We start from the raw sequence: 24,577 nt of genomic DNA on the forward strand, positions 1-24,577 counted from the left end.
GGGTATTCGCCAGGGGGCGTGCGCTCGCTGCGACACATACATTAGCGCAAGCAGGGGGGTGCTCCGCCAATCGGTTCCCTCCGCACCGATGCCGACGCAAGGGAAGGGTGGCCGTCATGCGCTACCGGCTCACATTCGTCGCCGGACTGGCCCTGGGTTACGTGCTCGGCACGCGCGCCGGGCGCGAGCGCTACGAGCAGCTGAAGAAGTCCGCACGCCAGGTCGCCCAGAACCCGGCGGTGCGCAACACCGCGGAGACCGCCGCCCAGCAGGGCCGCGTGGTCGCGGGCAAGGCGTTCCACGCCGTGAGCGAGAAGGTCGGCGACCACGTCCCGGACTCGGTCGCCGAGCGCGTGCGCTCCCTGCGCGAGCGGAACACCAACGGTCAGGTCGAGGACGACTGGGGCACCAGCAACACGTAGGGGGTGTCGTTCGGATCAGCTCGGGTCCGCGACGCCCGGCACGGCACCTCGCCGCGTTGTCGCCTCACCCGAGTACGCCCAGTACGCGGGTGAGGCTCCGCCTTGCGATGCACCGCACCATGCGCCGCGGCCTGATCCGACCTGATCCAAACGAAACCCCCCAGGGCCCGTGCGGCGCGCACACCTCGTGGCGTACGGCAGAATTTCCGCCATGGGGATAGTCGCCGGGCTGGACAGTTCGCCCGATTTCACTCGTATCGTCGTCTGCGACACGGACACGGGTGCCGTGCTCAGGCAGGGGTATGCGCCGCATCCGGTGGAGGCCGCCGAGAGCGGCGGCCGTCCTTCGGACGTGGATCCGCAGGCCTGGCTACTCTCCCTGGGCGAGGCGGCCGGCGGCGGCCTGCTCGAAGGCGTGCAGGCCATCGGTGTCTCCGCGCAGCAGAACGCCCTGGTCCCGCTGGACGTGCAGGGCAACACCGTGCGCCCCGCGCTGGTCGGCGGCGACAAGCGCGCCCAGGTCGCGGCCGCCGACCTGGTGGACGCGCTCGGCGGACGCGAGGCGTGGGCCCAGGCCGTGGGCTCCGTGCCGCAGGCCGCGCAGCCGGTGACCAAGCTGCGCTGGCTCAGCAGGACCGAGCCGGAGTCGGCGCGGCGCACCGCCCTCCTGATGCAGGCGCACGACTGGCTGGTGTGGCAGCTGCTGGGCCGCCCCGCGCGGCGCACCACCGACCGGGGCGGGGCCTCCGGGACCGGCTACTGGTCCGCGGCCACCGGCGCCTACCGGCCCGACCTCGTCGAACTGGCACTCGGACACCAGGCGTCCCTGCCCGACGTGCTGGGTCCCGCCGAGGCGGCCGGCACCACACCGGAGGGGCTGCTGATCTCGGCGGGGACCGGCGAGACGATGGCGGCGGCCTTCGGGCTCGGCATCGGGCTCGGGGACGCGGTGGTGTCGCTGGGCGCCTCCGGGTCCGTGATGGCCGTGCACCCCGAGGCGCTGGTGGACTCCAGCGGCATGATCACCTCCCTCGCGGACGCGACGGGCATGCATCTGCCGGTCGTCACCACCCTCAATGCCGTACGGGCCCTGCGGGGCACCGCCGAGCTGCTCGGCGTGCCCGACCTGGAGGGCCTGTCCGATCTGGCGATGAAGTCGACACCCGGCGCCCACGGCCTCGTCCTGCTGCCCTATCTGGAGGGCGAGCGGACGCCGAACCTGCCGCACACGGCGGGCACCCTCGCCGGGCTGCGGCGGGAGTCCATGCGGCCCGAGCACCTGGCACGGGCCTCCTTCGAGGGCATGCTGTGCGGGCTCGCGGACGCGCTGGACGTACTGCGCGGGCGCGGCGTCGACGTACGCCGGATCTTCCTGCTGGGGCAGGCCGCCGAACTGCCCGCCGTCCAGGCGGTGGCGCCCGCGCTGTTCGGCGCGCAGGTCGTCGTGCCGCAGCCCGCGGACTACGCGGCGCTCGGCGCGGCCCGGCAGGCGGCCTGGGCCCTGGGGGTCTCGCAGGGCGCGCTCGACCCGCGGACGCCGCCGATGTGGCAGGGTCCGGTCGCCCAGGTGCTGGAGCCCGGCGAGGAGCTCGCCGTGGGCCAGGCCGTACGGCAGCAGTACGTGTCCGTACGGGAGCAGACGCATCCTGGGGCGTTCCGCGGTCCGGGGGCGCCGTAGCGCCGCGCCGGCCTCCGTCGAAGGACCGGGGCCGGGCCCGTCGCGGGACCGCGGTCGGGTTAATTCGGTTGAGGTAACGCGGGTGGAGTGTTCGACGATAGGGGGTGGTGCACCACCCGATCGCGTACCGATCACCCAGCCGTCGACGACCCCGAGAGACCCCGCGTGCTCATACGACTCCTGCGTACCCACCTCAGTCCGTACAAGAAGCCCATCGCCCTGCTGGTGCTGCTGCAGTTCCTGCAGACGTGCGCCACGCTCTATCTGCCCACGCTGAACGCGCACATCATCGACAACGGTGTCGTGAAGGGAGACACGGGCTACATCGTGTCCTTCGGGGCACTGATGATCGGCATCTCGATGGCGCAGGTCGTCTGCAACATCGGAGCGGTCTACTACGGCGCCCGTACGGCGTCGGCCGTCGGCCGGGACATCCGGGCCGCCGTCTTCGACCGCGTCCAGTCCTTCTCGGCCCGTGAGGTCGGCCACTTCGGGGCCCCGTCGCTGATCACCCGCACCACCAATGACGTCCAGCAGGTGCAGATGCTGACGCTGATGACGTTCACCCTCCTGGTGTCGGCGCCGATCATGTGTGTGGGCGGCATCATCCTGGCGCTCGGCCTGGACGTGCCGCTGTCCGCGGTCCTCGTCGCCGTCGTGCCGGTGCTCGGCATCTGCGTGACCCTCATCGTGCGCAGGCTGCGCCCGCTGTTCCGCACCATGCAGACGCGGCTGGACACCGTGAACCGGGTGCTGCGCGAGCAGATCTCCGGCAACCGGGTGATCCGCGCGTTCGTGCGCGACGACTACGAGAAGGACCGCTTCCGCGGCGCCAACACCGAGCTGACGCAGACGTCGCTGGCCACCGGCCGGATGCTCGCGCTGATGTTCCCCATCGTCATGACGGTGGTGAACGTGTCGTCCATCGCGGTCGTCTGGTTCGGCGCCCACCGCATCGACAGCGGCGGCATGCAGATCGGCGACCTGACCGCGTTCCTCGCCTACCTCATGCAGATCGTGATGTCCGTGATGATGGCCACCTTCATGTTCATGATGGTGCCGCGCGCGGAGGTCTGCGCCGAGCGCATCGAGGAGGTGCTCGGCACCGACAGCAGCCTGGTCCCGCCGTCCGCGCCCGTCGTCGAGCTGCGCCGCCACGGCCATCTGGAGGTCAGGCAGGCCGGGTTCCGCTATCCGGGCGCCGAGGAGCCGGTCCTCAAGGCCATCGACCTGGTGGCCCGGCCCGGTGAGGTGACCGCCGTGATCGGCTCCACGGGCAGCGGCAAGTCCACCCTGCTGGGCCTGGTCCCCCGGCTGTTCGACGCCACCGAGGGCGCGGTGCTCGTCGACGGCGTGGACGTCTCGACCATCGACCCGAAGCTACTGGCCAGGACGGTCGGTCTCGTCCCGCAGAAGCCGTACCTGTTCGCGGGCACCGTCGCGAGCAACCTCCGCTACGGCAATCCCGACGCCACCGACGAGGAGCTGTGGCACGCGCTGGAGGTGGCGCAGGCCAAGGGCTTCGTCCAGACGCTGGAGAACGGTCTGGACTCGCCGATCGCGCAGGGCGGCACCAACGTGTCCGGCGGTCAGCGCCAGCGCCTCGCCATCGCCCGCACCCTCGTGCAGCGCCCGGAGATCTACCTCTTCGACGACTCCTTCTCCGCGCTCGACTACGCGACGGACGCGGCGCTGCGGGCGGCGCTCGCCGAGGAGACCGCCGAGGCGACCGTGGTGATCGTGGCCCAGCGGGTGTCGACCATCCGGGACGCCGACCGGATCGTGGTCCTCGACGAGGGCCGGATCGTCGGCAGCGGACGGCATCACGAACTGATGGCGGACAACGAGACCTACCGGGAGATCGTGCTCTCCCAGCTCACGGAAGCGGAGGCTGCCTGATGGCCGGGCCCATGGGACGCATGATGGCCGGGGGCGGCCCCGACCAGCGCTCGATGGACTTCAAGGGGTCGGGCAAGCGGCTCCTGTCCCAGTTCAAACCGGAACGCGTCACGATGTGCGTGATGCTCGTCGCGGTCGTCCTGAGCGTCGGCCTCTCGGTGGTCGGCCCGAAGATCCTCGGCAAGGCCACCGACCTCGTCTTCGCGGGCATCATCGGACGGCAGATGCCGGCCGGGGCCTCCAAGTCCGAGGTCCTCGAAGGGATGCGGGAACGCGGCGAGGGCGGCATCGCCGACATGCTCTCGGGGACGGACTTCACCCCCGGCGTGGGCATCGACTTCGACGCCGTCGGCCGTGTGCTCCTGCTCGCGCTGTGCACGTTCCTGCTGGCCGGTCTGCTGATGGCGGTGGCGACGCGGATGGTGAACCGCGCCGTCAACAAGACCGTCTACCGGATGCGTGAGGACATGCAGGCGAAGCTCTCACGGCTGCCGCTGTCCTACTTCGACAAGCGGCAGCGCGGTGAGGTCCTCAGCCGCGCGACGAACGACATCGACAACATCCAGCAGACCCTCCAGCAGTCCATGGGCCAGCTGGTCAACTCGCTGCTGACGATCGTCGGCGTGCTGGTCGTGATGTTCTGGATCTCGCCGTTGCTGGCGCTGGTCGCGCTGGTGACCGTGCCGCTCTCCTTCTACGTCGCCACGCGCGTCGGCAAGCGGTCGCAGCCGCACTTCGTGCAGCAGTGGCGCACCACCGGCAAGCTCAACGCCCACATCGAGGAGATGTACACCGGGCACACCCTGGTGAAGGTGTTCGGGCGGCAGGACGAGTCCGCGGCCCAGTTCGCCGAGCAGAACGAGCAGTTGTACGAGGCCGGGTTCAAGGCGCAGTTCAACAGCGGGGTCATGCAGCCGCTGATGATGTTCGTGTCGAACCTGAACTACGTGCTGGTGGCCGTGGTCGGCGGACTGCGGGTCGCCTCCGGCACGCTGTCGATCGGCGACGTGCAGGCCTTCATCCAGTACTCCCGCCAGTTCTCGATGCCGCTGACGCAGGTCGCCTCGATGGCGAACCTGGTGCAGTCGGGCGTCGCGTCCGCGGAACGCATCTTCGAACTGCTGGACGCGGACGAGCAGGAGGCCGACCCGGTTCCGGCGGCGCGCCCCGACGAGCTGCGCGGACGCGTGGCGCTGGAGCACGTGTCCTTCCGCTACGACCCCGAGAAGCCGCTCATCGAGGACCTGTCGCTGAAGGTCGAGCCGGGGCACACGGTCGCGATCGTCGGTCCGACCGGCGCGGGCAAGACGACGCTGGTGAACCTGCTGATGCGCTTCTACGACGTCACCGGCGGACGCATCACCCTCGACGGGGTCGACATCGCCTCGATGTCCCGGGACGACCTGCGGGCCGCGATCGGCATGGTGCTCCAGGACACCTGGCTGTTCGGGGGCACGATCGCCGAGAACATCGCGTACGGGGCCGGAGTGGAAGGGGCGGCGCGAAGCGCCTCCGGCAAGGGCGGTGGTGGGCGACGGGTGGGCGTCACGCGCGGGGAGATCGAGGAGGCGGCGCGCGCGGCGCACGCCGACCGGTTCATCCGTACGCTGCCGGACGGCTACGACACCGTGATCGACGACGAGGGCACCGGGGTCAGCGCGGGCGAGAAGCAGCTGATCACGATCGCCCGGGCGTTCCTGTCGGACCCGGTGATCCTGGTCCTCGACGAGGCCACGAGCTCCGTCGACACCCGTACCGAGGTGCTGATCCAGAAGGCGATGGCGAAGCTCGCGCACGGGCGGACGTCGTTCGTGATCGCGCACCGGCTCTCCACCATCCGGGACGCGGACACGATCCTCGTCATGGAGAACGGGTCCATCGTCGAGCAGGGTGCGCACGCGGAGCTGCTCGCCTCCGGCGGGGCGTACGCGCGGCTGTACCAGGCGCAGTTCGCCCAGGCCGTGGCCGAGGTGGACTAGGGAGTTTCCGACCCCTCCGCCCCCTCCAGGCCCTCGGCCCGGGGGCCGGCGGAGGGGGCACCGGCGCGTGCCGCGTCAGTCGAGGTAGCCGCGCAGCTGGTCCGCGAACGCGTGGTCGCGCAGCTTGTTGAGGGTCTTCGACTCGATCTGGCGGATCCGCTCCCGCGTGACGCCGAAGATCCGCCCGATCTCCTCCAGCGTGCGCGGCCGTCCGTCCGCGAGGCCGTACCGCAGCTGGACCACCTTGCGCTCGCGCTCGCCCAGCGTGGACAGCACCGCCTCCAGGTGCTCGCGGAGCAGCAGGAACGCGGCGGACTCCACGGGGGACGCGGCGTCGCCGTCCTCGATCAGGTCGCCCAGCGCGACGTCGTCCTCCTCGCCCACCGGAGCGTGCAGGGACACCGGCTCCTGCGCCAGCCGCAGCACTTCGCTGACCCGCTCGCCGGGCAGGTCCAGTTGCGCGGCGACCTCTTCGGGCGTCGGCTCGTAGCCGCGTTCCTGCAGCATGCGCCGCTGCACCCGGACGACCCGGTTGATCAGCTCGACGACGTGGACCGGCACGCGGATGGTGCGGGCCTGGTCGGCGAGGGCGCGGGACATGGCCTGCCGGATCCACCAGGTGGCGTAGGTCGAGAACTTGTACCCGCGGGCGTAGTCGAACTTCTCGACGGCCCGGATGAGGCCGAGGTTGCCCTCCTGGACCAGGTCGAGCATGGTCAGGCCGCGGCCCACGTACCGCTTGGCGACGGAGACGACGAGCCGCAGGTTCGCCTCGATCAGTCGGCGCTTGGCCATACGGCCCATGACGACGAGCCGGTCCAGGTCGAGGGCGAGCTGGCTGTCCAGGTCGGGCGTGAGGCGGAGCTTCTCCTCGGCGAAGAGTCCTGCCTCCACGCGGCGGGCGAGTTCGACCTCCTCGGCCGCGGTGAGCAGGGGGATCCGCCCGATCTCGCGCAGATACTGGCGGAACAGGTCGGAGGAGGGTCCGGCGGTGTCCGTGGCGCGGCTGCGGGGCGCTTCGACCGGTTCGGGGGCCTCGGCCTCGGTCTCCGCCTCGCTCTCGACGGCACCGGGCGGCGGGCCGTCGAGTTCCGGCGGGCCGTCCGGCCCGGTCTCGGGGTGGTGCGCACCACGGCTCTGCGGGGGGACCGCCGCGACGGTGTCCGCCTCGGCGTCCGCGTCCGTGGTGCTGTCGGTCTGGGTGAGGGTCTGGGTCTGCACGGGGGCGACCTCCAGGAATGTCGCTGCTGAGGCGTGCGGCAGCGGTACGTCGGGGATGGGGTCGACGGCCTCGCCGCTGTCCATCCCGTAGTCGTGTGGCGGAACCGCGGGGATCGGGAACCCGTCGCGTGCGGGCCGGCCGCGCTCCGAGGACTCAGGCACCGGAACCCAGTGTGGAGTACGACACATCGCCGCCACGAGGGGCGTGCGGTGACTTTTTGCGTCCGGTCCGTGACCGCGTGGTTACCGTGGTGACGGGTGCGCGCTTTCCCGGACCCCAAACTGGTTGAAAGCTGCACGTGAGGGGGCGGTGGGGCGGCAGCAAGCGGAAGGCCGGGCACCGGTGCCCGTAGGCCGGGCGCTCAGAGCGCCTCCGCGCCCCGCTCCCGCAACGCCTGCCCGTACTGCTGGAGGACCCACAACTCGTTCTGCACGGCGGCCAGCTGGGCCGGGTCCCCATGGGCGCTGAGACGGGCGAGGGAACTCTGCACGTCGCGGACGCGACGGTCGACGGCGCGGCGGCGGACCATGACGAGCTGGTCGCCCGCGTACCCCTCGTCGACGGTCTTGCGCAGGATCGCCTCGACGGCGAGCTCGGTGACCATGGCGCGGACCATGTCGTCCGGCGCGGCCTCACGGACCCGGACGAGGTACTCCTGGGAGTCCTGCACGCCGTACTCGGCGCCGCCCGCCTCCATGATCGCCTGGCGTACGGCGGCGTACGGCGGGGCGGTGAACTCGTCCACGCCGTACGCGTCGAAGGCCGGCGCGACCAGTTCGGGCCGCTGGAGGGCGAGTTTCAGCAGTTCGCGTTCGGTGGCGAAGACGGGGTTGCGCAGGGTGAGGGCGGGACCGCCCGCGGGTGCCTGGACGGCCGCGTACGCCTGCTGGGGCCGCGGTCCGGACGGCGCCGGGGTCCGGCCGCCCCGCTCACGGGCCCAACGGGCCAGCTGGGCCACCCGCTTGACCACGAACTGGGTGTCGAGGATGCCGAGCATGCCCGCGAGCTGCACGGCGACCTCGTGCTGCGCGCCGCTGTTCTTGATGCGGGCGACGACGGGCGCCGCCTCGTCGAGGGCGGCGGCGCGGCCCGCCGGGGTCTCCAGGTCGTAGCGCAGGACGATCTGGCGCAGGGCGAACTCGAAGAGCGGCGTACGCGGTTCGACGAGGTCCGCGACGGCGTCGTCGCCCTTGGCGAGGCGCAGCTCGCAGGGGTCCATGCCGTCCGGGGCGATCGCGATGTACGTCTCCGCGGCGAACTTCTGGTCGTCCTCGAAGGCGCGCAGGGCCGCCTTCTGGCCGGCCGCGTCGCCGTCGAAGGTGAAGATGACCCGCGCCGAGCCGTTGTCCATCAGGAGGCGGCGGAGGATCTTGATGTGGTCGCCGCCGAAGGCCGTGCCGCAGGTGGCGATGGCGGTGGTGACGCCGGCCAGGTGGCAGGCCATGACGTCGGTGTAGCCCTCGACGACGACCGCCCGGCTGCTCTTGGCGATCTCCTTCTTGGCGAGGTCGATGCCGTACAGCACCTGGGACTTCCGGTAGATCGCCGTGTCCGGCGTGTTCAGGTACTTGGGGCCGTTGTCCGACTCGTAGAGCTTGCGGGCGCCGAAGCCGACGACGTCGCCGCCGATGTCGCGGATCGGCCACATCAGGCGTCCGCGGAAGCGGTCGATGGGGCCGCGGCGGCCCTCCTGGGAGAGGCCGGACAGCAGCAGTTCCTTGTCGGTGAAGCCCTTGCCGCGCAGATAGCGGGTGAGGTGGTCCCAGCCCTGGGGGCTGTACCCGACGCCGAAGTGGGCCGCGGCGGCCTGGTCGAAGCCGCGCTCGGCGAGGAACGTGCGGCCGGTGTCGGCCTCGGGGCTGGTGCCGAGCTGCTCGACGTAGAACTGGGCGGCCACCTTGTGCGCCTCCACCAGGCGGATGCGCTCACCGCGCTGGTGGGAGGGGTTGTACCCGCCCTCCTCGTACCGCAGGGTGATGCCGGCCTGGCCGGCCAGCCGCTCGACGGCCTCCGAGAAGGAGAGGTGGTCGACCTTCATCACGAACGTGATGGTGTCGCCGCCTTCCTGGCAGCCGAAGCAGTGGAAGAGCCCCTTGCTCGGGCTGACCTGGAAGGACGGGGACTTCTCGTCGTGGAACGGGCACAGCCCCTTCAGGTTGCCGCCGCCCGCGTTGCGCAGCTGGAGGTACTCGGACACCACGGCGTCGATCGGGACCGCGTCCCGTACCGCCTTCACGTCCTCGTCGTTGATCCGTCCTGCCACGCATGAATTCTACGGTGGCGCACCGACAGTCCTGACGCCTGAGGGCTGTCCTCAGGCGACGAGACCGTCGAGAGGGGTGTGCGGGTCGGCCAGCGCCTCGGTGTCCACCTGGGCCCGGGACCGGACCAGCCGCTGGATCGGCTCTGTGACGTCCCACACATTCACGTTCATCCCGGCGAGGACCCGGCCGTCCTTCACCCAGAACGCGATGAACTCACGCTTTCCGGCGTCGCCGCGGATCACCACCTGGTCGTACGAGCCCGGGGGCGCCCAGCCGCTGTACTCCATCCCCATGTCGTACTGGTCGGAGAAGAAGTAGGGCACGCGGTCGTACACCGTGTCGCGGCCCAGCATCGCGCGGGCGGCCGCCGGGCCGCCGTTGAGCGCGTTGGCCCAGTGCTCGACACGCACCCGGGTGTCGAACAGGCCGAGCGGGAAGGACGCCACGTCGCCGGCGGCGTGGATGTCGGGGTCCGAGGTGCGCAGGCGGGCGTCCACCACGATCCCGCCGCCGTGCGCGCGGTCGGCCAGCTCCAGACCGGCCGCCTCGGCGAGGGCGACCCGCGGGGCGGCGCCGATCGCGGCGAGCACGTCGTGCGCGAGGTGCTCCTCCCCGTCGTCGGTACGGGCCGCGAGGACCACGCCGTCCTGGCCGACGATCTCGGTGAGCCGCGCGCCGAAGTGGAAGCGGACGCCGTGCTCGCGGTGCAGCTCGGCGAAGAGCTGGCCGAGCTCGGGGCCGAGGACCCCGTGCAGCGGGGTCGGCTCGGGTTCGACGACGGTGACCTCGGCGCCGTACTCCCGGGCCGCGGCGGCCACCTCCAGGCCGATCCAGCCGGCCCCGGCGATGACGATGTGGCCGTTGTCGCGGCCGAGGGCGGCGAGGACGCCCTTGAGGCGCTCGGCGTGGGCCAGGCGGCGCAGGTGGTGGACGCCGGCCAGGTCGGTGCCCGGGATGTCGAGGCGGCGGGGCTCGGCGCCGGTGGTGAGGAGCAGCTTGTCGTAGTGGACGAGGGTGCCGTCGTCGCCGAAGCGGACGGTCTTGGCGGTCCGGTCGATGGCGTCGACGGTCTGGCCGAGGTGCAGCTCGACGTCGTTCTGCGCGTACCACGCGGGTTCGTGGACGAAGACGCTGTCGCGCTCCTCCTTGCCGAGGAGGTAGCCCTTGGACAGCGGCGGCCGTTCGTAGGGGTGGTCGCGTTCGTCGCCGATCAGTATCACGCGCCCGGTGAAACCCTCAGCCCGGAGCGTCTCGGCCGCCTTCGCGCCGGCGAGACCTCCTCCGACGATGACGAATGTCTGATCCGCGTCGACCACTTGATGCCTCCTCGTAAGGATGTCGCCACATGCGAGCGTCCCGCACGGAGCGTGATGCGGGAAGAGGGTGTGGCCCGATCAGGCCACGCAGGGTCACACTCCTGCGCCCCCATGGGAACGCGTGGTGAGCCTGTGGTGCAGGGAACGCGCCGAGGCGTCGGTGAGGGATGCGATCTGGTCGACGATCACGCGCTTGCGGGCGCGGTCGTCGGTCGCGTCGTCGAACAGCGCCCGGAACTGCGGATCCAGTCCGTCGGGGGCGCGTGCGGTGAGTGCCTCGGCCAGCTCGGCGACCACGACGCGCTGATCGGCGCGGAGCCGCTCCTGCTCGGCGCGCTGCATCACGTACCGGTGGGCGACGGCCTTGAGAACGGCGCACTCGTGACGGGCGGCGCGCGGCACGACGAGCTCCGCCGTGTACCTGCCGAGGCGGCCGCTGCCGTAGGTGGCGCGGGTGGCGCCCTCCGCGGCCAGGCAGAAGCGGCCGATGAGCTGGCTGGTCGCGTCCTTCAACCGGGCCTGCGCGACGGCCGATCCGTCGTACCCGTGGGGCCACCACTCCTGGTCCAGGAGCCGGTCCAGGGCCTCGGACAGCTCGGCGGGGTCGGTGTCCGCGGGGACGTAGCGGCCGATGGCGACCGCGAAGATCTCCTGCCGTTCCGGTTCGGCGTGCAGGCAGTTGGGGTCGATGTGGCCGGCGTGCAGCCCGTCCTCGACGTCGTGGACCGAGTAGGCCACGTCGTCCGACCAGTCCATGACCTGGGCCTCGAAGCAGGTGCGGCTGCCGGGGGCACCCTTGCGGATCCAGTCGAAGACCGGCCGGTCGTCCTCGTACACCCCGAATTTCGGGGACGTGGGGTCGGTGGGGTGGGCGCCGCGCGGCCAGGGGTACTTGGTGGCGGCGTCGAGCGCGGCCCGGGTGAGGTTGAGCCCGACGCTGACGAGGTCGCCTCCTCCGCCGGCGGCCGGTACCACGGCGTCGCTGCGCACGAACCTCTTGGGCTCGATCCGGGTGAGCAGCCGCAGGGACTGCGCGTTGCCCTCGAAGCCGCCGCAGTCCTCGGCGAATTCGTTCAGCGCCTGTTCGCCGTTGTGCCCGAAGGGCGGGTGGCCGAGGTCGTGCGAGAGGCAGGCCGCCTCGACCAGGTCGGGGTCGCAGCCGAGCGCGGCGCCCAGCTCACGGCCGACCTGGGCGCACTCCAGGGAGTGCGTCAGACGGGTGCGGGGGCTGGCGTCCCAGACCTGGCTCCGGGTGCCGGGGGTGACGACCTGGGTCTTGCCCGCGAGGCGGCGCAGGGCGGCGGAGTGCAGCACGCGGGCGCGGTCGCGCTGGAAGGCGGTGCGCCCGGGACGTTTGTCGGGCTCCACGGCCCAGCGCTCCACGGCGGAGTCGTCGTACCCGCCGTGCGGGGCGTGGGGCCCGTGGCCGGTCCCGGACTGCGCGGGCCGTACGGGGTTCTCGGGGTGGTCGGGGCTTTCCGGGGTCTCGTGCGCCTGCGGTGCGGTGCCTTCCATGCCACCGACAGTAGACGCAGGCACCGACATCCGGGGCGTGGGCGTCGGCGACCGGCGGGGCGGAGCCGTCCGGTTCAGGCCGGGGTGAGAGCGCGTTCGGTGACGGTCCCGGAGGCCGCGACGGCCTGGTCGTAGCGGTGCAGGACGAGGCGGGCCATCGCGGGATGGTCGCCGAGCGGTTCGGCCGCGATCCACGGGGCGGCCTCGGCGCACTGGGTGGCGAAGCGGCCGGGGGCGGTGAAGTACGAGGCGACGGCGATCCGGTGCCGACCGCGGGTGGTGAGGGCGCGCACGGCCGCCGGGACGGTGGGCGAGGCGGCCGACGCGTACGCGGGGACGACGGGGACGCCGAGGCGCTCGGCGAGCAGGTGGGCGGTGCGGCGGGTGTCGACGGCCGAGTCGGGGTCGCGGGAGCCGGCGGCGGCGAGCACCACACCGCTCGCGCGGCGGGCCGCCTCGCCGGCCCTGGTCCGCCAGCCCGCCTCGACGAGCCGTGCGTACAGCGTCTCCACGAGCAGCGGGTGCGGGCCGAGCGGGGCGGCGACGCGGGCCCGCAGGTGCGGCGCGGCGGCCACGGCCTCGGGGATGTCCTGCTTGACGTGGTAGCCGCGGCCGAGCAGCAGGGGGACGAGGACGGCGTCGCCGGCGGGCAGGGCGGCGAGGGTGTCGGACAGCAGGGGCTCGTTCAGTTCGATGTGGCCCAGGTGCACGGGCAGCTGGGGACGCAGTTCACGGACCCGCTCGACCAGGGTGCGCACGGTGGCGAGGGTGCGCGGGTCACGGCTGCCGTGCGCCACGAGGACGAGCGCGGGCGGTGCCGGGCGGCGCGTGCCGTTGAGCGAGACGAGGCTGAGCTGGCTGCCGAGCTGGCTGGTGATCCGGTTCATGAGTTGCGCCGTACTGTCGAGGTGGCCGTCGAGGAGGCTTTCCGGGTGGGCACCGCGCGGCGGCGGGCCGCCCGGGCGGTACGTGGACTCGTCGCGAGGAGTGTTCGACGCCGTCATGGAGCGATCCTGCCGGTGCCAGGTTGCCGGGCCGTTGCGCGGGCATGACGGGTGTTTTCCAGGGGTTCACGCCGGGACGGACGGGCGGTGTGAGCGTGCGCGAGCTGCGGGGACGGCGCCGCGAGTGAACCGGGTCACGTCCGTCGCCGTGAACCGGACGGCGTCCCGCCGCGTCCTGAAGGGGCGGGGCCACCTGGGGAGGGGACAGCGGAGATGCGCTTCGTGATGCCGCGTGCGGTGCGGCGGCTGCGCCGGCCGCGACTGCCGCGCACGCGGGCCGGACAGCGGCGGGCCGTGCAGGCGGTGATGCTGCTGTGCGTCCTCGCGCTGCTTCCCGCGACCTGGATGTACGTGGTGACGGGCGACCGGCTGCGCACGACGGCGGACGCCCCGCGCACGGACGTCGCGGTGGTCTTCGGCGCGGGCCTGTGGGACGGCGAGCCGTCGCCGTACCTCGCCCACCGTCTCGACGCGGCGGCCGGGCTGTACCGCGACGGCCGGATCAAGGTCGTCCTCGTCACCGGCGACAACAGCCGCGAGGACTACGACGAGCCGGACGCCATGCGGACCTATCTGACCGCGCGGGGTGTGCCCGACGACCGCATCGTCAGCGACTACGCGGGCTTCGACACCTGGGACTCCTGCGTACGGGCCCGGAAGATCTTCGGGGTCCACGAGGCCCTGCTGATCAGCCAGGGCTTCCACATCCGGCGGGCGGTCGCGCTGTGCCAGGCGGCCGGGGTGCGGTCGTACGGCATCGGCGTGGACGACAAGCACGACGTCACCTGGTACTACGGGGGCACGCGGGAGATCTTCGCCGCGGGGAAGGCCGCCCTGGACGCGGTGTTCGAACCCGATCCGCGGTTCCTCGGGCCGAAGGAGCCGGGGATCTCGCGCGCGCTGGCCGCCGCCGGCGGGTGACGGAGGGCGTTCCTCACGGCGCGCCGGACCCGGCCGGGAGGTCCCCGTGCCGATGGCGTAACGCGGCCCGACCCGGCGCGTAACACGCCCGACCCACGCTGAGCGGTATGAACACCTCCGCGACGCCCACCCACTGCCCGTACTGCGCCCTGCAGTGCGGGATGAACCTGACGCCCGCCTCCGGCGGTGTCGAGGTGACGGAGCGCGCGGACTTCCCGGTGAACCGGGGGGCGCTGTGCGGCAAGGGACGGACCGCGCCGGAGCTGCTGTCGTCCCGGGTGCGGCTGACGTCGCCGCTGGTGCGCAGGGCGGGTGTGCTGGAGCCGGCCGGCTGGGACGAGGCGCTCGACCGGATCGCCGCGGGTCTGTCGCGCACGCGCGCGGAGCACGGCCCGGACGCGTGCGGTGTGTTCGGCGGGGGCGGACTGACGAACGAGAAGGCGTACGCCCTCGGAAAGTTCGCCCGCGTCGTCCTCGGCACCTCGCAGATCGACTACAACGGCAGGTTCTGCATGTCGTCCGCGGCGGCGGCCGGGATCAAGGCCTTCGGTCTCGACCGGGGGCTGCCCTTCCCGCTGGAGGACGTGCCGCGGACCGGCTGTGTGATCCTCGTCGGCTCCAACCTCGCCGAGACGATGCCGCCGGCGCTGCGCTACCTCACCGAACTGAAGGAGAACGGCGGCACGCTGATCGTCGTCGACCCGCGCCGGACCCGTACGGCCGAGCAGGCCGACCTGCACCTCGCGCCGCGCCCGGGTACGGACCTGGCGCTGGCTCTCGGGATGCTGCACCTGGTCGTCGCCGAGGGGCGCGCCGACGAGGAGTACATCGGGGCCCGGACGAGCGGTTGGGAGGACGCGCGGGCGGCGGCCATGGCCCACTGGCCGGAGTACGTGGAACGGATCACGGGGGTGTCCGTTCCACGGCTGCGGGAGGCCGTTCGGCTGTTCTGCGAGCCGGAGAGCGCCATGGTGCTCACCGCGCGCGGGCCCGAGCAGCAGTCCAAGGGCACGGACACGGTCGGCGCGTGGATCAACCTGTGCCTGGCCACCGGGCGGGCGGGACGGCCGTTGTCCGGGTACGGCTGTCTCACCGGGCAGGGCAACGGGCAGGGCGGGCGCGAACACGGCCAGAAGGCCGACCAGTTGCCCGGCTACCGCAAGCTGACCGACCCTGAGGCACGCCGCCACGTGGCCGAGGTGTGGGGCGTGGACCCGGACTCGCTGCCCGGCCCCGGACGCAGCGCGTACGAACTCCTCGACGCGATGGGCACGGACATCCGTTCCCTGCTGCTGATGGGGTCGAACCCGGTGGTCTCCGCGCCGCGCGCCGCGCACATCGAGGAACGCCTCGCCTCGCTCGACTTCCTGGCGGTCGCCGACGTCGTCCTGTCGGAGACGGCCGCGCTCGCCGACGTCGTCCTGCCGGTCACCCAGTGGGCCGAGGAGACCGGCACGACCACGAACCTGGAGGGCCGCGTGCTGCTGCGGCGTCAGGCGCTCACCCCGCCGCGGGGCGTGCACAGCGATCTGTACGTGCTGCGCGAACTCGCCGCCCGCCTGGGCGTGGAGAAGGGCTTCCCGGCGGACCCGGAGGACGTCTTCGACGAACTGCGCAGGGCGAGCGCGGGCGGGGCGGCGGACTACTCGGGGATCACCTACCGGCGGCTGGCGGAGGAGAACGGCGTGTTCTGGCCGTGCCCGGCGCCGGAGCCCGCCGGGGCCGTCGAGCCGTCCCGCGCGGACGCCGCCGGGACCCACGGAACCGGCCGCACGACCGGAGCCGGGCCCGGGGCCGCCGGTGAGTGCGACGACTGCGAGGACGCCTCGCTCGACGTGTTCGAGGACGACCCCGCGGGGGACACCGGCGCGGTGCCGGGCGGCGGCAGCGGCCCCGCGGCGGCGGACGGGGACGGCACGACGGGCACGGCCGCCGGCCCGGCGCGGGCGGAAGACGGCGCGGCACCGGCCGCCGACGACCCCGCGCGGGAGGGCGTCGGCGCGGACGTGCACCCCGGGACGCCGCGCCTCTTCCTCGACCGCTTCGCCACCGACGACGGGCGGGCGCGGTTCGTGCCCGTGTCGCACCGGCCGGCCGCCGAGGAACCGGACGACGAGTACCCGGTGCTGCTGACCACCGGCCGGGTCGTGGCGCAGTACCAGTCGGGCGCGCAGACCCGGCGCGTCGACGAGCTCAACGCCGCCGCCCCCGGCCCGTTCGTGGAGATGCACCCGCGGCTGGCCGAGCGGCTCGGGGCGCTGGACGGGGACGCGGTGGCGGTCGTGTCGCGGCGGGGCCGTGCCGTGGCACCGGCCCGGATCACGAGCACCATCCGGCCCGACACCGTGTTCATGCCCTTCCACTGGCCGGGCGAGGGCCGCGCCAACACCCTGACCAACCCGGCCCTCGATCCGACGTCGCGCATGCCGGAGTTCAAGGCGTGCGCGGTGCGTCTGGAGGCCGTCGAGCGGTGACCGTAGGGGGCGCGCCCCGCGGGGACGCCGTGGGCGGGTGCGCCGCCCGTGCGCTCAGAACCGCGAGCGCCAGTCCCCGCCCGTGATCCGCGTGCCCCGGGCGCGGAGACGGGCCGCGACGGCGGGAGCGGCCACGTACACCCAGGCGCGGAGGCCCGCCGTCCCGTCCGCGCGCACGACGTCGCGCGCCACCCGCTCGTAGAGGTTGCGCGGATCGCCCGGCGCGTACTCCTCCAACCGGTCCAGGGCGGCGAGGAGTTCCTCGTACTCCTGGGGCAGCGCGGTCACGAGTTCACCGCTCACCACTCCGCCGGCCTCCTCGACGGCGTACGGGTATCCGGGCCCGTCGTACAGCACGACGCCCCGCATCCGGACCGGTTCCTCGGACTGTGTGCGGCCCCGCAGGAACCGGTCGTGGTTGTGCTCGCCGGGGCGCAGGGTGCCGTAGACGAAGAAGGGGAGTCTCACCCGGCGGTCTCCTCCTCCAGCCATCGCAGGTAGTCCGCGCCGCCCCGGACGATCTCCGTCGCGATGATCTCGGGGGTGTCGTAGTCGTGCGCCCGCCGCAGATACGCCTCCAGTTCGTCGTACCGGGCGCCCGTCGTCTTGAAGAGCACCTGCCACTCGGCGGCGGTCTCGATGTCGCCCCGCCATCGGTAGACGGACGTGACCGGTCCGGAGATCTGCGCACAGGCCGCGACCCGCGCCTCGACCGCGCCGCGGGCGAGCGCCTCGGCCTTGTCGGCGGCATCGGTCGTGGTCAGGACGGTCAGCCAGGCGGCCGTGGCCATGATCGGCTCCCTCTCGGTTCGTCGCGGCGGTCCGCGCCCGGCCTCGTCGGCGGCTGTCGCCGAGGCCTTTGCAGAAACGATTCTCACCCCTCACACACCCACACACATCCATCAGTGCGCGCTATGGACATGACATGTCATGGACCTTTAAATCTGTGACGACATCAGCGCCTCCCCCCACGCGCCCAAGGCGCCTTCCCAAGGAGACCGATGAGTCGGACACGGCACATCCGAGGTTCCCGTCTCGCCACCGCGGGCATAGCCGCGACCACGGCCGCACTGCTGGCCACGGCACTGGCCCCGGCCGCGAGCGCGGACGACAGACCGAGCAGGGCCACCGCCCTCGCGAACGCGGCGTCGGCGCTCGTGGAGCACGCCACGAGTCTGGGACTCACCTCCGCGCAGGACACCTCCGTACGGGACGTCGTCGTCGACAAGGACGGCACCCAGCACGTCCGGTACGACCGGACCTACCGTCAACTGCCCGTGCTGGGCGGGGACTTCGTGGTCCACCTGGCGCCGGGCGGTGCGTACCGGAGCGCCGACCGCGCCACCCGCAGCCCTCTGTCGCTGCCGAGCGTGACCCCCGGCCTGGCCGCGCCCAAGGCCGCCGACCTGGCGGTGAACGCGCTGCGCGCCGCGCACCTGGGCGAGGCCCTGAAGAAGATCACGGCCAAGCCCCGGCTGGTCGTCGACGCTCTGCACGGGACGCCCAAACTCGCCTGGCAGACCACCGTGGTGGCGCAGGACTCGCTCGGCAACCCGGTCGCCCGCAGCGTCCTCACCGACGCCCGCACCGGCGCGCAGATCGACGCCTGGGACACCATCGAGACGGCGACCGGCGACGGCAAGTCGCTCTACAGCGGCACGGTTCCGCTGGAGACCACGCTCTCCGGGTCGACGTACCAGCTCAAGGACCCCACGCGCGGGAACACCTACACGGGCGACGCGGCGAACAAGACGGACCTGTGCATCTTCGGGATCTGCTTCAGCCGCGCCCCCGCGACGCTGTTCACGGACGCCGACAACCACTGGGGCTCGGGCACCACGTCGGACCGCTCCTCGGCCGCTGTCGACGCCCAGTACGGCACCAACGAGACCTGGGACTACTACAAGAACGTCCACGGCCGCAACGGCATCGCCGGCGACGGCAAGGGCTCGTACAACCGCGTGCACTACGGCAACAACTACAACAACGCCTTCTGGGACGACAGTTGTTTCTGCATGACGTACGGCGACGGTGACGGGACGACGTTCGGCCCCCTGGTGGCGCTGGACGTGGCCGGTCACGAGATGTCGCACGGCGTCACCTCGAAGACGGCCGCCCTCACGTACTCGGGCGAGTCCGGCGGCCTCAACGAGGCGACGTCGGACATCTTCGGCACGATGGTGGAGTGGTACGCGAACAACTCCTCCGACGCCGGTGACTACCTGATCGGCGAGAAGATCGTCCGTTCCGGTTTCGGCAAGCCCGCGCTGCGCTTCATGGACAAGCCCTCCAAGGACGGCAACTCGGCCGACTGCTGGAGCAGTTCGGTGGGCAACCTCGACGTCCACTACTCGTCGGGGGTCGCGAACCACTTCGCGTACCTGCTGGCGGAGGGCAGCGGCGCCAAGACGGTCAACGGCGTCAGCTACGACTCGCCGACCTGCAACGGCTCGACGGTCACCGGCATCGGCCACGACAAGGTCGGCAAGATCTGGTACCGCGCACTGACGGTCTACATGACGTCCTCGACCAAGTACGCGGGCGCCCGTACGGCCACGCTGAACGCGGCGAAGGACCTGTACGGCGCGGGCAGCACCGAGTACAACGCGGTCGCGGCCGCCTGGTCCGCGGTGTCCGTGGCCTGACCCCGCGACACCCCGGCCGTGCATGGGCAGGCGTCGACAGGACGCCTGCCCATGCACGCGCAGCGTGACCGGGGCCGCTATCCCCCGTAGGGCCGCCGCTCCTTCGCCTCCCGCAGAGCCCGTGCCCACCAGGCCAGTTGGTCCAGCATCGCCGTGGCCGCGGCGGACGGGCCGGCCGGGTCGCGCGGCCGGCCACCGGCGTCGAAGGCGCCCGCCGCACCGTGGAAGGACACCGTGTCGCGCACGGTCACGGCGTGCAGTTCGGCGAAGACCTGCCGGAGGTGTTCGGCGGCGCGGAGACCTCCGGAGATGCCGCCGTAGGAGACGAGCGCGACGGGCTTGGCACGCCACTCTGTGAAGTGCCGGTCGATCAGGTTCTTCAGACCCGCGGGGAAGGAGTGGTTGTACTCGGGGGTGAGGACGACGAAGGCGTCCGCGGCGTCCAGGGCCGGTGACACCTCCGCGAGCGCGGCCGCCACCGACGGCGACGGGTCGTGCGAGAGCGCCGTGGGCAGCGAGGCGGCGGCGACGTCGACCACTTCGACGGCGAAGTCGTCGCGTTCCCCGATGCGCTCCAGCAGCCAGTCGGCGACGACGGGGCCGAAGCGGCCCTCCCGGTCACTGCCGACGACCACCGTGACCCGCACCGGGGCCTCGGGGACGGCGGACGCGGCCGGCGCGGCGAGCGGGCCGGGGGCCGGGACCGGCGCGGAGCCCGGGAGCGCGGGGCCGGACGCCGGCGCGGAGTCGGGTGAGGTCGCGGCGTCGGGTGCGGCCGTGGAGCCGGCGGCCGGCGGGGAGACGGGGGCCGTGGTTTCGGCTGTGGCTGTGTTCATGCCCCACACCCTCATACCTCAAGTTTTCTTGAGGTCAAGCCGACGGGGCCGCCATCGTGCGTCGGACCCCCCGCGGCCGCGCCGGAGCGGCACCCGGTCACCCGTTCACACCTTCGCCAGCCCCCTTCGGACCCTTTTCCGCGACGCGCCGTTCGCACACCGGTGACCTGCTGGAACGCCGTGGAACCAACCCGTGTGGCGCTCCTCCCCGACACCCGTTCACCTCATTTTTGACGGTCCATCAGGAAGCGGGTTCGGTCCCGTGCCACTTACCTCGGTAAAGCAGGGGCGTGACCGACGCAGCGGCACTTGGGGGTGTCGCGGGCCGCGCCCCCTCGGAGGAGCAAGCACGATGCGACGTACCGCCCGGATGCTGACCGGTACCGCGCTCGCCGTCGCCGCCGCGGGTCTCGCCACGGCGCCCGCGTACGGCGGTGAGACCGGAAGGCTGGAGGTGTTCCCCTCGACCGTCGTCCCGGGCGCGGGCGTCACGGTCAACACGGCGGCGTGCGGCGCGGCCGCCGCGGCGGCGGGCGATGCCAGCGCGGTCGGCGCGGGCACGTTCCCGCTGGCCCCGAGCGCTCACGAGAACGACGCGATCGGACAGTTCCGGGTGCCGCCCAGCGCTCAGCCCGGCACGTACGAGATCGTCGCGCAGTGCGCGGGCGGCAAGCAGGTCACGGGTGACCTGATGGTGACCCTGACGTCCACGCGCGAGCAGGTCCAGCCGCGCGGACTGGTGAAGACGGGGGTCGGTGGCGCTCTGGGCACCGATCCCGTGCAGACCGCGGCGGGAGTGGCGGCCCTGGCCGTCGCCGCCGCGGGCGGTACCTGGCTCCTGCATCGCCGGGCGAGAGGCGACGGGATCTGACGGACACCCTCCGCTGTCCGTCCGCCGGTACCGCCGTCCCCTCCCCCTCCGTGGCCCGACGCCCCTCGCGGCCCGGAGGGGGAACGGGACCCGACCCCCACCGACCCACAAGGATCCAGGAGAGCGCGGCCTTGGACATATCCCGCCAGGAGGCTCACGTGCGCCCGGTCAGCAACATCGCGATAGCGTCCGTCACCGTGGTCGCCCTCTGTTCCGGCGCCTTGCTGCTGCACAGCGGCGCCGAGACGAACGCGCCGCCCCAGCCGTCCGCCGCGCAGGCGGCGGCACCCGGCGCCGGTGACCGGCGGCCCGCCGCGCCCGCGCTGCCGCACTCCCCTCCGGAGCGCATCCGCATACCCTCCATCCGCGTGGACGCCCCCCTGATGGGTCTCTCCCTCACCCCGCAGGGCAGCCTGGACGTCCCGCCCGCGGAGCAGAAGAACCTCGCCGGCTGGTACGAGGCCGGCACCACACCGGGCGAACGGGGCACCGCGATCGTCGCGGGACACGTCGACAACTCCGAGGGCCCCGCCGTCTTCTACGACCTCGGCTCCCTGAAGAAGGGCAGCGTCATCGAGGTGGCGCGCCGCGACGGCGGCACGGCCGTCTTCACCGTCGACTCCGTCGAGGTGTACGACGCCCGCGACTTCCCCGACGACAAGGTGTACGGCGCCGCGCAGCGCCCCGAACTGCGCGTCATCACCTGCGGCGGCGGCTATTCGAAGACGACCGGGTACCAGGGCAACGTCGTCGTCTTCGCCCATCTGACGGGGAGCCGCGCGGCCTGACCGACGGCGCCCGCGTCATCCGGCGGCGGCCGTTCCCCGCCGCGACAGCGATGCGGCGGAGGATTAGCCTGGAAGGGGCAGTTCTTCTCCCCGGCTTGAGTGTTGGGGCCTCGGCCGGGAGCTGGGAGGGCCCTGATGAGGCCGATAGCGAGAGTCTGCGTCACCGCCGTGTCCGCCATCGCCCTGAGCGCCGGGTTCACCACCGCGCAGGCGCGGGCGGACGATCCGGACGAGATCTTCGAGAAGGTGGCACCCGCGACCGTGCAGGTGCTGGCCGGCGGCGAGGCCGACGGCACCGGTGTCGTCTACGACGCCGAGAAGGGGCTCATCCTCACCAACGACCATGTGGTCGCCGGCCAGACCTCCCTCCAGGTCCGTATCGAGGACGGTGGGCCCGTGCCCGTGCGGGTCGTGGCGGCCGATCCCTGCGAGGACCTGGCGATCGTGAAGCTCGCCACCCCGCAGGACGACCTCAAGGAAGTGGAGTTCGGCGACAGCGGCGACCTCGGACAGGGCGACCAGGTGACGGCGATCGGCTATCCGGTCGGCGCGGGCGACGCCAGTCACGAGAAGGCGGTGCTCACCACCGGGGTGGTGCAGTCCCCCGAGGTCGCGCAGACGGGGCAGGTCAGCTCGCCCAACCTGTCGTCCACCGTGCAGCATTCCGCGACCCTCAACCCGGGCAACTCCGGCGGCCCGCTGCTGAACAGCGACGCCAAGCTCGTGGGCATCAACACCTTCATCATCGAGGGCACCCAGGGGCAGTACTACTCCATCGCGGGCGACCACGCCAAACCCCTCCTGGAGGGGCTCGCCGAGGGGAAGAGCAAGAACAATCCCGGGTGGCAGGGGCTGGTCGCGCTGAGCGACCCCGACTTCGCGTCCTACTTCCCCGGACAGGAGACCGAGGCGACGAAGCTTCAGAAGGCCGTCACCGCCAAGGGGATCGACGGCGTCTATGTGACGAGCGTGGACGGCCACTCCGTGGCCGCCAAGGCGAACATGGCGGCCGGTGACGTGATCACCGACATCAAGGACACGAAGGTCACCACGGTCCCGCAGGTGTGCGACGTCCTCCAGTCGTCCGCACCGGGCGAGAAGGTCGACCTGCTCGGGGCGTACACGAGCGACACGGAGTTCCAGGACGGGACGTCCGCCAAGGCCGGGGACACCTGGAGCGCCACCGTCACGCTCGGCCGGTGAGCCCCGACCGGACCGGACCGCTGGTCACCGGCTAGGCGATCCACTGCTGGTAGGCCATGTTCGCCACCAGCGCGAACACCACCGTCAGCAGCACGACACGGACGAACCCGCTGCCCTTCTTGAGCGCGGTGTGTGCCCCGACGGTGCCGCCGACCAGATTGAAGACGGCCATCAGGGCAGCGAGTTGCCAGTGCACCGTGCCCTTCCAGGCGAAGGTCGCGAGGGCACCCGCGTTGGTGCAGCAGTTGACAATCTTGGCGGTGGCGGAGGCGGTCACCAGGTCGAGGTGGAGGAGTGCGGTGAGGGCGAGCACCAGGAACGTACCCGTGCCGGGGCCGATGAGCCCGTCGTAGAAACCGATGCCGAGGCCCGCCAGCCCGATCGCGGCGAGGACCCGGCGCGCGGAGACGGGCGTCGTCGGGGGCGCCGTGCCGAAGGCGGGCCTGAGGATCACGAAAGCGCCGACACCGAGCAGGACGACCATGACGACCGGCTTGAGCACGTCGGTGCTCAGCCCGGCCGCGACGAACGCACCCGCCGTGGAACCGGCGAGCGCCGCGAGCCCGATCCGCACCGCGAGGCGCACGTCGACGGGCGCCTTGCGCGCGTACGTCACCGCCGCGCCGGTCGTGCCGACGATCGCCACCGCCTTGTTGGTGCCGAGCGCGTACGCCGCCGGGGTGCCGCTCGGCAGTCCGAGCAGCAGCGCGGGGAGCAGGAGCAGCCCGCCGCCGCCCACCACGGCGTCGATCCAGCCGGCCGCCAGCGAGGCGAGGCACAGGACGACGACCATGGTCAGCGATATGTCGGGCATGATCGCGACCCTACGGACGAGGTAGATGTGCCGTCCATCGATCCGGTGAACCTTGAGCGACTTCTGAGCTTCAGCGCACCGAGTCCAGATAGCGCAGGACCGCGAGGACCCGGCGGTTCCCGGTGTCCGACGGCGGCAGGTCCAGCTTCACGAAGATGTTGGCGACGTGCTTCTCGACGGCCCGCTCGGAGACGGTGAAGGCGGCGGCGATCGCGTGGTTCGTGCGGCCCTCGGCCATCAGCGCGAGGACCTCCCGCTCCCGGGGGGTGAGCGTGTCGAGGGCGCCCGCCCGACGGCTCGCGCCGAAGAGCTGCGCGACCACCTCGGGGTCGAGGGCCGTACCGCCGCGGGCCACGCGCTCCATGGCGTCCACGAATTCGCCGATGTCGACGACGCGTTCCTTCAGCAGATAGCCGAACCCGGCGGGTTCGCGGAGCAGTTGCGCCGCGTACGTGGTCTCGACGTACTGCGAGAAGACCAGCACCCCGGTGCCGGGGTGGTCCGCGCGCAGCCGCACGGCGGCCCGCACCCCCTCGTCCGTCTGTGTGGGCGGCAGCCGGATGTCGACGACGGCGACGTCCGGCCGGTGCTCGGACACCGCCGTCAGCAGCGCCTCCGCGTCCCCCACGGCGGCGGCGACCTCCACCCCGCGCAACCGGAGCAGCTGGGCCAGCCCGTCGCGCAGCAGGGCGGAGTCCTCGGCGATGACGACGCGCATATGACCTT

The 24,577-nt window shown here is 72.3% G+C and carries 20 protein-coding genes; 10 read left to right on the forward strand and 10 right to left on the reverse strand.

Translation table 11 applies throughout. The annotated features are described in order from the left end of the window. The first annotated feature begins 116 nt into the window (after positions 1–116). The 4 genes from ACSYGO_RS17050 (at position 117) to ACSYGO_RS17065 (ending at position 5,978) form a co-directional block, all read left to right on the forward strand. Positions 117–422: a YtxH domain-containing protein gene (locus tag ACSYGO_RS17050; protein ID WP_426680529.1), complete on the forward strand. Its 306-nt coding sequence runs from the start codon at positions 117–119 to the stop codon at positions 420–422. A gap of 211 nt (positions 423–633) precedes the next feature. After that, positions 634–2,100: an FGGY family carbohydrate kinase gene (locus ACSYGO_RS17055; protein ID WP_426680530.1), complete on the forward strand. Its 1,467-nt coding sequence runs from the start codon at positions 634–636 to the stop codon at positions 2,098–2,100. A gap of 165 nt (positions 2,101–2,265) precedes the next feature. Further along, positions 2,266–3,999, forward strand: a complete 1,734-nt coding sequence (locus ACSYGO_RS17060; protein WP_460387001.1) for an ABC transporter ATP-binding protein — start codon at positions 2,266–2,268, stop codon at positions 3,997–3,999. Further along, positions 3,999–5,978, forward strand: a complete 1,980-nt coding sequence (locus ACSYGO_RS17065; RefSeq protein ID WP_426680532.1) for an ABC transporter ATP-binding protein — start codon at positions 3,999–4,001, stop codon at positions 5,976–5,978. Before ACSYGO_RS17060 ends, ACSYGO_RS17065 begins: the two co-directional genes overlap by 1 nt. Before the next feature lie 75 nt (positions 5,979–6,053). Here the strand turns inward: ACSYGO_RS17065 and ACSYGO_RS17070 are convergent, their stop codons facing one another. The 5 genes from ACSYGO_RS17070 to ACSYGO_RS17090 all read right to left on the reverse strand — a co-directional run bounded on the left by ACSYGO_RS17070 (position 6,054) and on the right by ACSYGO_RS17090 (position 13,299). Then, the gene (locus tag ACSYGO_RS17070) at positions 6,054–7,361 is read right to left on the reverse strand and encodes an RNA polymerase sigma factor (RefSeq protein ID WP_426680533.1); all 1,308 of its coding nucleotides are present in this window, start codon (positions 7,359–7,361) and stop codon (positions 6,054–6,056) included. Positions 7,362–7,561: 200 nt separating this feature from the next. Continuing rightward, entirely contained in the window at positions 7,562–9,463 is a 1,902-nt protein-coding gene (gene dnaG / locus ACSYGO_RS17075) for a DNA primase (RefSeq protein ID WP_426680534.1), read from the reverse strand. A gap of 51 nt (positions 9,464–9,514) precedes the next feature. Then, positions 9,515–10,780, reverse strand: a complete 1,266-nt coding sequence (locus ACSYGO_RS17080) for an NAD(P)/FAD-dependent oxidoreductase (RefSeq protein ID WP_426680535.1) — start codon at positions 10,778–10,780, stop codon at positions 9,515–9,517. Between the two features lie 93 nt (positions 10,781–10,873). Continuing rightward, positions 10,874–12,295, reverse strand: coding sequence for a deoxyguanosinetriphosphate triphosphohydrolase (locus ACSYGO_RS17085; RefSeq protein WP_426680536.1), 1,422 nt, complete (start codon positions 12,293–12,295; stop codon positions 10,874–10,876). A 74-nt stretch (positions 12,296–12,369) separates the two neighbouring features. Next, entirely contained in the window at positions 12,370–13,299 is a 930-nt protein-coding gene (locus ACSYGO_RS17090) for a sirohydrochlorin chelatase (RefSeq protein ID WP_426680537.1), read from the reverse strand. 213 nt (positions 13,300–13,512) lie between these two features. Between ACSYGO_RS17090 and ACSYGO_RS17095 the strand changes: the two genes are divergently transcribed. Then, entirely contained in the window at positions 13,513–14,220 is a 708-nt protein-coding gene (locus ACSYGO_RS17095; RefSeq protein WP_432186597.1) for a SanA/YdcF family protein, read from the forward strand. Positions 14,221–14,327: 107 nt separating this feature from the next. Continuing rightward, a complete protein-coding gene (locus ACSYGO_RS17100) occupies positions 14,328–16,694 on the forward strand; it encodes a molybdopterin oxidoreductase family protein (RefSeq protein WP_460387002.1) in 2,367 nt (788 codons plus the stop codon). Positions 16,695–16,748: 54 nt separating this feature from the next. Here the strand turns inward: ACSYGO_RS17100 and ACSYGO_RS17105 are convergent, their stop codons facing one another. Both ACSYGO_RS17105 and cutA read right to left on the reverse strand, forming a co-directional pair. Next, a complete protein-coding gene (locus ACSYGO_RS17105) occupies positions 16,749–17,162 on the reverse strand; it encodes a gamma-glutamylcyclotransferase family protein (RefSeq protein ID WP_426680540.1) in 414 nt (137 codons plus the stop codon). Next, positions 17,159–17,485, reverse strand: a complete 327-nt coding sequence (cutA, locus tag ACSYGO_RS17110; RefSeq protein WP_095934151.1) for a divalent-cation tolerance protein CutA — start codon at positions 17,483–17,485, stop codon at positions 17,159–17,161. Before cutA ends, ACSYGO_RS17105 begins: the two co-directional genes overlap by 4 nt. 210 nt (positions 17,486–17,695) lie before the next feature. Here cutA and ACSYGO_RS17115 point away from each other — a divergent pair, with 210 nt between their 5' ends. Then, positions 17,696–19,339, forward strand: coding sequence for a M4 family metallopeptidase (locus tag ACSYGO_RS17115; RefSeq protein WP_460387003.1), 1,644 nt, complete (start codon positions 17,696–17,698; stop codon positions 19,337–19,339). 77 nt (positions 19,340–19,416) lie between these two features. Here ACSYGO_RS17115 and ACSYGO_RS17120 read toward each other — a convergent pair whose 3' ends face one another. Continuing rightward, positions 19,417–19,986, reverse strand: coding sequence for an NADPH-dependent FMN reductase (locus ACSYGO_RS17120; RefSeq protein WP_426680585.1), 570 nt, complete (start codon positions 19,984–19,986; stop codon positions 19,417–19,419). A gap of 541 nt (positions 19,987–20,527) precedes the next feature. Here ACSYGO_RS17120 and ACSYGO_RS17125 point away from each other — a divergent pair. The 3 genes from ACSYGO_RS17125 (at position 20,528) to ACSYGO_RS17135 (ending at position 23,037) form a co-directional block, all read left to right on the forward strand. After that, positions 20,528–21,046 (forward strand): hypothetical protein, encoded by a 519-nt coding sequence (locus ACSYGO_RS17125; protein ID WP_028804553.1) that lies wholly within the window; start codon positions 20,528–20,530, stop codon positions 21,044–21,046. A gap of 158 nt (positions 21,047–21,204) precedes the next feature. Next, on the forward strand, positions 21,205–21,834 hold the full coding sequence (locus ACSYGO_RS17130) for a class F sortase (protein ID WP_426680542.1): 630 nt from the start codon (positions 21,205–21,207) through the stop codon (positions 21,832–21,834). A gap of 135 nt (positions 21,835–21,969) precedes the next feature. Beyond that, positions 21,970–23,037 (forward strand): S1C family serine protease, encoded by a 1,068-nt coding sequence (locus ACSYGO_RS17135; protein WP_432186599.1) that lies wholly within the window; start codon positions 21,970–21,972, stop codon positions 23,035–23,037. Between the two features lie 31 nt (positions 23,038–23,068). Here ACSYGO_RS17135 and ACSYGO_RS17140 read toward each other — a convergent pair whose 3' ends face one another. After that, on the reverse strand, positions 23,069–23,851 hold the full coding sequence (locus ACSYGO_RS17140; RefSeq protein ID WP_028804556.1) for a sulfite exporter TauE/SafE family protein: 783 nt from the start codon (positions 23,849–23,851) through the stop codon (positions 23,069–23,071). Positions 23,852–23,921: 70 nt separating this feature from the next. After that, entirely contained in the window at positions 23,922–24,569 is a 648-nt protein-coding gene (locus ACSYGO_RS17145; RefSeq protein WP_359487474.1) for a response regulator transcription factor, read from the reverse strand. Positions 24,570–24,577: the final 8 nt, after the last annotated feature.

Source organism: Streptomyces krungchingensis, from assembly GCF_054729265.1.